Consider the following 10,426-nt stretch of genomic DNA (forward strand, 5'->3'; position numbering starts at 1 on the left):
CGAACCACAGTTGCACGCAACCGTCAACCGGATTGGATCCAGCTACCCCTCGCCGAGTGCCTCGATGCTCGCCTCCCCGAGGATGCGCGTGCGGCGAATGTGCAGGCGCAGCACCTCGCCGAGCGACTCGGCATCGTTGTGGTCGATGTAGTAGCAAATGAGCTGGTGGTCGGCGTGCGTTGCGACGTTGTCGGCGTCGGTGAAGCGCGGCACCGTAATGCGGCGATAGCGCTGGGTCTTGTTCCACAGCTGCACGACGCGCTCGTAGAGCGACTCCTCGCGCACGCCGGCGAAGGTCGCGAGGTGGAACTCGCGGTCGCGGCGCGTGAACTCCTCCACCACATCCAAGCGACCCGTCACCTCGGCCGTGGCCGCCGCCAACTCGTGGACGCGCTCGCGGTGTTCATCGGTCAACTTCGGCAAGCTGGCGCGAATCGCGAAGGGCTCGAGCACCTCGCGCAGCTGGTACGTCTGCACAAAGTCCTCGGGGTCGATGCTGCTCACCCAGGCACCCGCGTTGGGCCGGAGCAGCACGAGCTCCTCAGCCTCGAGCTGCTTCAGCGCGACGCGCACCGGCATGCGGCTGGTCTCAAAGCGCTCGGCGAGTTCCTCCTGCCGGATGCGCTCCCCCGGTGCGAGCTCGCCCGTGAGGATGAGCGTGCGTAGCGCGTCGGTGATGCCCTCGCTCCCGCTGGTGTCGCTGGTCCTCACACGTCGCTCCCTCTCTGGTGCCGGCAACCTTCGCATTCATGATGCCGCGAGTGCCGCGGAATTGCATCCAGCATGAGGTCGGCATTCGTCCTTTTGGATCCAATTCGCAATTTCGGAGTAGGGTTTCGGGCAGAACCTCGACTACCCGCACGAAGGAGTGCTCTGTGACCGAGCCCGACCAGATTCTCGCTATTACCGGCGGCGCCAGCGGCATCGGCTTTGCCACCGCGACGCGCTGGCTGCGCGACCCCGCGCGCCGCGTGGTGCTGCTCGACCTGAACCAATCCACCCTCGACGAGGCGGTCGCACAGCTTGGCGACCGCGCGCGGGGCATCGTCGTCGACGTGACCTCACGCGAGAGCGTCGATGCGGCGTTTGCCGACATCGCGACGACCGAGGGCGTGCTGCACGGCCTCGTGAACAGCGCGGGCGTCGCCCGGCCCCGCCCCACCGCCGAGCTCAGCGATGAGGACTGGAGCTTCCTCACCAGCGTGCACCTTGACGGCACAATGCGCGCCTCCCGCGCCGCTTATCCGCTGCTGTGTGCGGGCCGGGGCGCGATCGTTAACCTCACCTCGGTCGCGAGCAAGGTGGGCATGCCCCAGCGAGCGAGCTACACCGCAGTGAAGCACGGTATCGATGGGTTCACGAAGACCATCGCGGTCGAGTGGGCACGCGACGGCATTCGCGCGAACTCGGTCGGCCCCGGCTACGTCGACACCCCGTTCAACCGCAAGCTCGAGGCCGAGGGACGCCTCAATACCGAACTCATCAGCCGGCGCATCCCGATGCGGCGCTTCGCTGACCCAGCCGAGATCGCGGGCCCCATTGTCTTCCTCCTCGGCGCCGAGGCGAGCTACATCAGCGGCCACAACCTCATGGTCGACGCCGCGATGACCGTCGCCGGCGAGTGGTACGAGGAGGCGTAGACATGGCGCGCTTCACCGACAAGACCATCGTCATCACCGGCGCCGCGGGCGGCATCGGCTCTGCACTCGCGCTCCTGCTGCGCACTGAGGGAGCGCGGCTCGTGCTGCACGACCTCTCCCCCGACGCGCTCGCGGCCTTACCGGCCGAGCTCGCCGCATCCGCCGAGGTCGTGCACGTCGCCGGCGACGGCACCGACGACGAGGTGCAGGCGCGCATCGTCGCGGCGGCCGCGGCGCTCGGCGGGGTCGACGGCTTCGCGCCCGCTGCGGGCATCTACCTCGAGGCGCCCCTGGCCGAGCTCACCTTCGCGCAGTGGCGGCAGACGCTGTCGATCAATCTCGACGCGGTGTTCGCGCTCACGAGCAAGCTGCTGCCGAGGCTCAACGACGACGCCGCGATCGTGACGTTTGCCTCGGTCGCTGGGGAGCGCGGCTCGCGCGGCCACGCCCACTACGCCGCGTCGAAGGGCGCGATCGTCGCGTTCACCCGCACCCTCGCGCTCGAGCTCGGTTCGCGCGGGATCCGCGCGAACGCGGTGTCGCCGGGCATCATCCGCACCCGCATGACCCATGACTCCGTGTCGAAGCACGGCCACGAGTGGGCCGCCGACACGCCGCTCGGCCGCCACGGTGAGCCCGAGGAGGTCGCCCGCGCGGTCGCGTTCCTGTTGTCGCCCGATGCCTCCTTCATCACGGGCGTGCAGCTCGACATCAATGGCGGCCTCTACATGGCGTAGCGCTTGCAGCATCTTGAGTTGCATGCAACACTGCAAGAGTTACATGCAACTTGCGAGGAGGGTGAGGATGCGCGGACTAGACCAGCCGCTCGAGCGCAACCAGCGCATCCGGCGCGCCAAAGTCGGCACGGCTCGCCGACTCCTGCCGCAGCAGCAGCTCGGCGGTGTTGAGGATATGCGAGCGCATCGCCGCCCCCGCTGCCTCGCCGTCGCCGCTCGCCACCGCGTCAACAATCGCGCGGTGATCCTCGGCGCACTCGACCGTGCTGCGCATGTGCGGCACCGTGCCGACGCCGGTCTTCAGCACCATGTTTCGCTGCTCGGTGAGCACCTCGACGGCGCGCACATTGCCGGCAACCTCGAGCAGGCCCCGGTGAAAGTCGCGGTCGCAGCGCAACGTCGCGTCGACGTCGCCCGACTCGGCCACCTCGACGAAGTGCGCGAACTGTGCGGCAATCTCGGCGCGCTGCTCGGGCGTCGCCGCACTCGCCGCGCGGCGCGCGAGCGGCACCTCGAGCATGAGCCGCACTTCGAACCCCTCAACGAATGCCTCAAGACTGGTCGGCAGCACGCGGATGCCCCGGTTGCGCTCGACCGACACGAGGCCGAGGCGCGCGAGCTCCTGCGTGGCCTCGCGGATGGGCGTGCGCGACATGCCGAAACGCTCGCCGAGTTCGGTTGCCGAGTACCGCTCCCCCGCCTCGAGTTCGCCGAGGACAATCGCCCGTCGCAGCTGCCCCACGGCACGCTCGCTCAGTGTCGGGCCTCGATCATTCACCGTCGCCATGGCGACAGTCTCTCATTCTCCACAACGTCTCTCAGAAAGGGGCTCCCCCTATGACCAGCCCAACCACCCGTATCGCTGTGATCGGCGCCGGCATCATCGGTGCCGCAGTCGCGCGCGAGCTCAAGCAGCGCTACCCGCAGTCGCACGTCGTGCTCTTTGAGAAGGAGGATCACGTCGCTGGCCACCAGACCGGCCACAACTCCGGCGTCGTGCACGCCGGACTCTACTACCAGCCCGGCAGTCTCAAGGCGCGGCTGTGCCGCCGCGGCGTCGACCTCATCACGAACTTTGCTGTCGAAAACGACGTCGCGATTGACGAGTGCGGCAAGGTCGTCGTCGCGCAGAACGAGGTCGAGCGCGAGCGCCTCGTCGAGATCCACAAGAAGGCGACCGCGAACGGCGTGCCCGACGTGGCCCTCATCGGCGCCGAGCGCCTGCGCGAGCTCGAGCCCAACGTCGTCGGCGAAGCCGCCGTGCACTCGCCCCACACCGCGATCATCGACTACACCGGGCTGACCATGGCACTCGTCGCCGACTTCGAGCGCGACGGCGGCGAGATGCGCCTCAGCACCGAGGTCGAGCGAGTCCAGAGCGCGAACGGATTCGTCACCGTGATCAGCACGACGAGCGCCGAAGTCTTCGACCACGCGATCGTCTGCGGCGGGCTGCAGTCCGACCGACTGGCGCGCGCATCCGGCGCCGGTGCCGACCCGAGCATCGTGCCATTCTTCGGCCAGTACTTCATCCTCGAGCACAAGCACGCCGACGTCGTGAACGGGCTCATCTACCCGGTGCCGGACCCCGCATATCCGTTCCTCGGTGTGCACATCACCCGCCGCATCGACGGCGAACTCATGATCGGCCCGAACGCGTTTCTCTCGTTCGCTCGCGAGCAGTACAAGGGTTTTCCGTTCAGCCTGCGCGACTCGCTCGCCATCGCGAAGGATGCGGGATTCTGGAAGTTCGCGTCGCAGAACGCCGGCGCCGCGCTGCGCGAACTCGGCGGCGTGATCTCGATGGACCGCTTCGTCGAGGGTGCCGCGAAGTTCGTGCCGCAGCTCGAAGGCGCGAAGGGGAAGCGTGCGCCCCGAGGTGTGCGCGCCCAGGCCGTCGACCGCCAGGGCAACATGGTCGACGACTTTGTAATTCAGCAGAGCGGTGGCGCGATGTTCCTGCGCAATGCCCCGTCGCCCGGCGCGACCTCGTCGATGGCGATCGCCGAGTACCTCGTCGACGAGCTTGCCGAGCGCTACGAGCTCGGCACGGCGCGCGCGGCGTAGGCACCGCGGCCGGAGCGTCGACTAGCGTTCCCGTATGGCGAGAACGACGACGTTGCCCGCGGTCAACCGCTACGCACGCACGAACCGGGCCGTGCATCCAGACCGAGCCTGGGTGCGCATCCTGCGCCTCGCGCTCGGCCTCGCTGCGCTCGCCGGCGTCGCCTGGAACTTCTACCGCGCCGCGAACGGCATGGTCGAGTCGACGCTGATCGAGTCGATGTCGCAGTTCACGAATATCTCGAACCTGCTGTTCGGCATCGTGCTCATCGTCGGCGCGCTGCGCGCCCGCGCGAGCCTGCCGCGGTGGTGGGACGACCTGCGCGGCGCCGCCGCGTTCTACATGGTGATGACCGGCCTCATCTACGCGATTCTCGTCGCTGCGCCGGGCGAACTGGCGCGCTGGGATCTCGAGTGGTCGAACATCCTGCTACACCGCATCACGCCGATGCTCGGCTTCGTCGGCTGGCTCGTCATCACGCAGACGCGCCGCGCCTCGTGGGGTCGGCCCCTCGCCTGGCTCGCCTACCCGCTGCTCTACCTCGTCTACACGTGGGTGCGCGGCGGCATCGTCGGCTGGTACCCGTACGGCTTTCTCGACCCGACCGGGCCCGGCGGCTGGGGCTCGGTGATCGCGACGTCGGCGCAGGTGTTCGTCGCGTTCCTCGCCGTCGCCGTCGTGCTGCACGTGCTCGGGCTGCTGCGGGTGCGGCTCGCTAGTCGGCCAACAGCTCGCGCACGCGCGGAATGACCTCTTCGCCGTAGAGCTTCAGCGACGACATCGCGTACTCGTGGGGCATCTGGCCCGACTGATACTTGAGGTCGAAGCGCTGGGCGCCGAGCGAGCGCATGCCGAATGCGATCTTGCGAGCGACGGTGTCGGGGCTGCCGACGTGCAGGGCGCCGTCGCCGGCGATGCCCGATTCGAACTGCTCGCGCGTGGCGGCCGGCCAGCCGCGCTCGGCGCCGATGCGTGTGGTGCTCGCCTGCCAGAACTCGAAGAGCTGCTCCTTCGCCTCGGCGTCGGTCGCGGCGATGTGGCCCGGCGAGTGGTAGCCGATCACGGCGCTCTCGTGGCCGAACTTCGCCTGCGCCTGCCGGTAGAGGTTCGCAAACGGCGCGAAGCGGCTCACGCCACCGCCAATGATCGCGAGCATGAGTGGGAAGTCGTAGTGCGCTGCTCGGATCACCGACTCGGGCGAGCCGCCGACCGCGACCGCCGTCGGTAGCACCCCCGGGGTACCGTCGGCCTGCGGCTCGACGGGCGGGTAGACCGAGACGTCGGTGAGGGGCTTGCGCACCGAGCCGGTCCAAGTGACGGGGCCGCCGGCCGCGAGCTGCGACCAGAGCTGCGCCTTTTCTTCGAAGAGGCGCTCGTAGTCCTGCATCTCAAAGCCGAACAGCGGGAACGACTCGGTGAACGAGCCGCGGCCGATCATGATCTCGGCGCGGCCGTTCGAGAGCGCGTCGAGGGTCGACCAGCGCTCGTAGAGGCGCACCGGGTCGTCCGAGCTCAGCACCGTCACGGCCGAGCCGAGGCGGATGCGCTCGGTCTGGGCCGCAATGGCCGCGAGCACCATCTCGGGCGACGACACGGCGAAGTCGTCACGGTGGTGCTCGCCGATGCCGATGAGGTCGATGCCGACCTCATCGGCGAACACGCCCTGTTCGACGATCTCGCGGATCGTCTGCGCGTGGCTGTTCAGCTCACCGTCGGCGCGCTGCGTAAGGTCGCCGAACGTGTTGATGCCGAACACGAGGGCATCGGGGTCTACCTCGGCCTGGATCTCTGCCGCGCTGGTCTGGTCGGTCATCGCTCGCTCCAATTTGCTTGAAAAGTCATTCAGCACAATTGAACACGAGCCGACGCGCTTCCATTCCCAGGATGCGCGCCGGCCCGTGCGCGAACGAGCGCCTAGCTGAGCTCGTCGACCCCGACGACCTCAGTCTTCGGGGTCATTTCGGCACCGATGAGCGCGTACCGCTCGGGCCGCGCGCCGCGGAGCCAGAGCGTGTAGAGCACGCCGACGATGCCCGGCACGATGATCAGCGCGGGCAGGATGAACGTGGTCGCGTTCGACTCCTCCTGGCCGAGCATGAGGTCGAAGTTCATGAGCACGAGCACGAACACGACCGCGAGCGCGACGCCCGAGATCGCCGGCGCGACGAGCCGCGACCAGATGCCGACGCCCCGAGCATCCCGCCGGAAGAACGCGATGACGGCGATGGCGACGAGCACCATGAGCAGCACGAGGCCGAAGGCGCCCGTGTTCGTGAGCCACGTGAACATCGTGAGCACGGGGAACAGCGGGTCACCGGTGTCGGCGATGATGAAGCCGATCGTGGCGAGCAGCGCGAGGAGGCTCTGCGTGAGCGAGCCGACAACGGGCGAGCCTGAGCGGTTGAGGCGTCCGAAGGCCTTCGGCAGTACCTCCTCGCGCCCGAGCTCCGAGAAGTAGCGCGAGACGGCGTTGTGGAAAGACATGAGCGCCGCGAACAGGCTGGTAATAAAGAGGACATTCGCGAAGTCGACGAGGATGCTCGCGGCGTGCTCTCCGAGGAACGCGAAGAGCAGGCCGGGGCCAAGTTCGGCCGACTGCTCGACGATGTTCGACTGGCCGTAGGCAACGGTGAGCGACCACGCCGAGATGGCATAGAAGACGCCGATGACGATGACCGCGAGGAAGGTCGCGCGGGCGATCGTGCGGCGAGGGTCCTTCGCCTCGTTCGCGTAGATCGCCGCCGACTCGAAGCCCATGAACGCGGCCACGCCGTAGGCGAGGAGCACACCGACGCCCGGGGTCAACAGCGAGGCGGGGTTGACCGGCTCGAGGCTGTACCCCTCGGGCGCGACCGTGAGCGCGATGATGTCGAACACGAGCACGACAAGGAACTCGAGCGCGACGAGCACGCCGATCACCTTCGCCGAGAAGTCGACGCGGAACAGCCCGAGGGCGCCAACGATGACGATGCCGATGAGTACCCAGAGCCACCACGGCGTGGTGATGCCGAAGCGGCTAGACAGCCAGTCGGCGATGCTGAAGCCGAACATCGCGAAGATGCCGATCTGCATGCAGGCGTAGGCGACGACGGCCGAGACCGCGGTGCCGACGCCCATGGGGCGGCCGAGGCCGCGGGCGACGTAGGCGTAGAACGCGCCGGCGTTCTCGACGTGACGGGCCATGGCGGCGTAGCCAAAGGCGAACACAGCGAACACCGCGGCGAGCACGATGTAGCTCGCGGGCACGCCCGTGAGCCCGCTGACGGCGAAGCCGGTCGGTGCCCCGCCCGCGATCGCGGTGAGGGGTGCCGACGCGGCGATGATCATGAAGGCAATCGCAAGCACGCCAAGGCGGCGCTGCGGCAGAGGTGACGACGTTGTCATCGGAGTGCTTTCTTTTCGGTTCGGTCGGGGAAGGTTAGTGCCCGGTGCCCGAGTAGGCACCGTGCTCGGCGAGGTAGTCGAAGTGGGCGGCGAGGGTGAACGCCTCGTTGCCCAAGCGCGCCTCGCCCTCAAGGGCGAGCTCGGTCGCGGCGGCGCCGAACGCTGTCGCGAACTTGAAGCCGTGGCCCGAGAGGCCCGCGGCGACGATGATGCGCTCGCTCGGGCTGAGGTCGAGCACCGGCAGTCGGTTCGGGGTGTAGGCGCAGTGGTGCACGCTCGCGCGCACCGGCTCGGGGTTGATGCCGTTGAGCAGCTCGGCGGCACGCTGGCCGAGCAGGTTGAGCTGCTCGGGCGTGTACTCGGTGGGCACGTCGGCGACGTCACGCTCGACCGGCCACACCGGATTGCCCGAGGCCTTGATGCTGTAGCCGTCGAGCGTGGGCACGCCGAAGAAGTGGGTGCTGCCCTGGTCCCGCAGGAACGTTGGAAACTTGTCGGGGGTGAACTGCGAGGGGTCCTTCACCATGAACCAGGTGAGGCCGAGCGGCAGCAGGCGCAGCAGCGCATCGAGCTCGGGCAGCACTCGCTTCGTCCACGAGCCGCTCGCGACGATGACCTTGTCGGCCTGAATCGTGCCCTGCCTGGTGCGCACCGCTACGCCACCCGGCCGCTCGTCGAGGCCGAGCACCTCGGTGTTGAAGCGGAGATCGGCGCCCGCGTTTTCGGCAAGCTCGAGGGCCGACATAATCGCGACCTCGGGGCGGAGCCCGCCGCCGTACTCGTCGAGCACGGCCACGTCGCCGTCAAAGATGTTGTGCTGGGGGTAGGCCCTGCGGAGTTCCTCGGTGCTGAACACCCGGTGCGGCAGGTCGTAGTCGCGCACGCAGTCGAGCGTGGTCTGGAACTCGGTCTGCGACTCCTGCGCGATCGAGAGCATGCCGGCCTCGAGGTAGATCTCGCGGCCCGACTCCACCTGCAGCTCGCGCCAGAGCTCGCGCGACTCGAGCAGCATCGGCACGTAGAGGCCGCCCTCGTGATAGGCGGCGCGGAACACGCGGGACTCCCCCGCGTACGAGCCGTGCGAGTGCACGCGGCCGTACTGCTCGATGCCGATGACGTTCGCCTCCCTGCGCTTCGCGAGCTGCCAGGCGGTCATCGACCCGACCGAACCGAGGCCGATAACGACGATGGTGGGCTTGTGCTGTGCCATCTTGCTGTTCCTTATCTACGCGCGCGCGGGCGCATCCCAGAGGTTGAGCGAGGTGCCGATGCCGCGCTCGACGGCGTTGCGGTAGACCGCGGTGCCCCACGCGACGTCTTCGATCGGCATGCCGCCGACCGAGAAGAGGATGATCTCGTCGTCGTTCCGGCGCCCTTCCGCGGTGCCGTTGAGCACATCCGGCAGGTTTTCGAAGCGCTCGGACGCGAGCGTGCCGGCGCCGACGCGGTCGAGCAGATACATGCCGAGCAGGCCGACGTATTCGTGCGCGGGGGCGGGCAGCTCGCGCTGCCACTCCTCGTAGAGGCCGCGGTGGTCGGCGAAGTGGCGAGCACCGTCGACGAGCGCCTCGTCGATCATGATGTCGGCGGGCAGCGACACGAACGCGCCGGGCTTGAGCCACTCGCGCTCGAGGCGAAGGTAGTGCTCGCTGCCGGCGGGAGTCGTCGGCGCGATCGAGACGATGTCGCTGTCGCGCACCGCCTCCTCGACCGTGTCGACCGTCCGCACGTCGAGCTGGGGGAACGTCGCGCGCGCCCAGTCGACGAACGCCTGCGTGCTGCCCGCGCTGCGACCCTTCACCTTGACCGTCGTGATGCTCGGGCGCACCGCGACGAACGCCTCGAGCGAGGTCTGGTTCATGACGCCGGGGGCGACGATGCCGACCGTGCGCGCATCCCGGGTCGCGAGGTGGCGCGCGCCGACGCCCGGCACCGCGCCGGTGCGGTAGGCGCTGAGCAGGTTCGCTGACATGTAGGCGACGGGGGCCCCGGTGTCGGCGTCCGCAAGCGTGAACATGAGGATCGAGCGAGGCAGGCCGTGCTCGCGGTTCGCCAGGTTCGAGCCGTAGAACTTGCAGCCCGACATGCGGAAGCTGCCGCCGAGGTACGCCGGCATCGCCATGAAGCGGCGGTGGGGGCCGTCGGCGGGCATGCCCTCGTGCTCGGGTTGCGCCGGGAACGTCACCATCGCGCCGTGCGAGTTGCCCTCGGCCCCGGCCATCCGATAGTCGCCGCGGCCCGCGAGCTTCAGGGTCTCCTCCATGACGTCGACGCACTGGGGCATCTCGGTGACGCCGGCCGCGATCATGTCGGGTTCGTTCAGGTACAGAAAGTCGATGCGGGCTCCATTGCCGCTCAGAGTCAGTCCTTCGAGGTTGCGTCGAGGGATTCCGCCTTGTGGGCGGACGGCCTCGCTGCCGTTGAGCGTTAACGCTAGGCCGGGCCGCGGCGCCGCAGGCCGGTTTGGGCGTGCCTGTGCGCTCGGAGGCAAGCGTTGGGCCGCCCGAGTCATCCCGCGGCAGTTGCGCGTACGGTCGCGCGGCGGGTGTCGGAAACACGGCCGGCCCACCGCATCCGCCCTCGTCGGGGTGGATGCGGTG

Annotated in this window: 10 protein-coding genes; 4 read left to right on the forward strand and 6 right to left on the reverse strand. The window is 68.6% G+C overall.

Annotation, left to right across the window (positions count from 1 at the left end; all coding sequences use genetic code 11):
- Positions 1–42: 42 nt before the first annotated feature.
- Positions 43–711 carry a GntR family transcriptional regulator gene (locus QM019_RS09830; protein WP_282852828.1) on the reverse strand — a complete coding sequence of 223 codons (669 nt, stop codon included), beginning with the start codon at positions 709–711 and terminating at the stop codon, positions 43–45.
- 164 nt (positions 712–875) lie between these two features.
- Between QM019_RS09830 and QM019_RS09835 the strand changes: the two genes are divergently transcribed.
- Positions 876–1,640, forward strand: a complete 765-nt coding sequence (locus QM019_RS09835) for an SDR family NAD(P)-dependent oxidoreductase (RefSeq protein ID WP_282852829.1) — start codon at positions 876–878, stop codon at positions 1,638–1,640.
- A 2-nt stretch (positions 1,641–1,642) separates the two neighbouring features.
- Positions 1,643–2,377 (forward strand): SDR family NAD(P)-dependent oxidoreductase, encoded by a 735-nt coding sequence (locus QM019_RS09840; protein ID WP_282852831.1) that lies wholly within the window; start codon positions 1,643–1,645, stop codon positions 2,375–2,377.
- Positions 2,378–2,453: 76 nt separating this feature from the next.
- Here the strand turns inward: QM019_RS09840 and QM019_RS09845 are convergent, their stop codons facing one another.
- On the reverse strand, positions 2,454–3,164 hold the full coding sequence (locus QM019_RS09845) for a GntR family transcriptional regulator (protein ID WP_282852832.1): 711 nt from the start codon (positions 3,162–3,164) through the stop codon (positions 2,454–2,456).
- 50 nt (positions 3,165–3,214) lie between these two features.
- Here QM019_RS09845 and lhgO point away from each other — a divergent pair, with 50 nt between their 5' ends.
- Both lhgO and QM019_RS09855 read left to right on the forward strand, forming a co-directional pair.
- Positions 3,215–4,444, forward strand: a complete 1,230-nt coding sequence (lhgO, locus tag QM019_RS09850; RefSeq protein WP_282852833.1) for an L-2-hydroxyglutarate oxidase — start codon at positions 3,215–3,217, stop codon at positions 4,442–4,444.
- Positions 4,445–4,478: 34 nt separating this feature from the next.
- A complete protein-coding gene (locus QM019_RS09855) occupies positions 4,479–5,192 on the forward strand; it encodes a Pr6Pr family membrane protein (protein ID WP_282852834.1) in 714 nt (237 codons plus the stop codon).
- Here QM019_RS09855 and QM019_RS09860 read toward each other — a convergent pair.
- From QM019_RS09860 to QM019_RS09875, 4 genes are all read right to left on the reverse strand, one after another.
- Complete coding sequence (locus tag QM019_RS09860) at positions 5,158–6,255, reverse strand: Atu2307/SP_0267 family LLM class monooxygenase (protein WP_282852835.1); 1,098 nt, start codon at positions 6,253–6,255, stop codon at positions 5,158–5,160. The two genes, QM019_RS09855 and QM019_RS09860, sit on opposite strands and share 35 nt — an antisense overlap.
- Before the next feature lie 101 nt (positions 6,256–6,356).
- A complete protein-coding gene (locus tag QM019_RS09865) occupies positions 6,357–7,826 on the reverse strand; it encodes an APC family permease (RefSeq protein ID WP_282852836.1) in 1,470 nt (489 codons plus the stop codon).
- A 34-nt stretch (positions 7,827–7,860) separates the two neighbouring features.
- Entirely contained in the window at positions 7,861–9,036 is a 1,176-nt protein-coding gene (gene solA, locus QM019_RS09870) for an N-methyl-L-tryptophan oxidase (RefSeq protein ID WP_282852837.1), read from the reverse strand.
- A gap of 15 nt (positions 9,037–9,051) precedes the next feature.
- Positions 9,052–10,215 (reverse strand): tyramine oxidase subunit B, encoded by a 1,164-nt coding sequence (locus tag QM019_RS09875; RefSeq protein ID WP_345961027.1) that lies wholly within the window; start codon positions 10,213–10,215, stop codon positions 9,052–9,054.
- Between the last annotated feature and the right edge of the window lie 211 nt (positions 10,216–10,426).

The organism is Gulosibacter sediminis (genome assembly GCF_030011715.1).
Classification (GTDB): Bacteria; Actinomycetota; Actinomycetes; order Actinomycetales; family Microbacteriaceae; genus Gulosibacter; species Gulosibacter sediminis.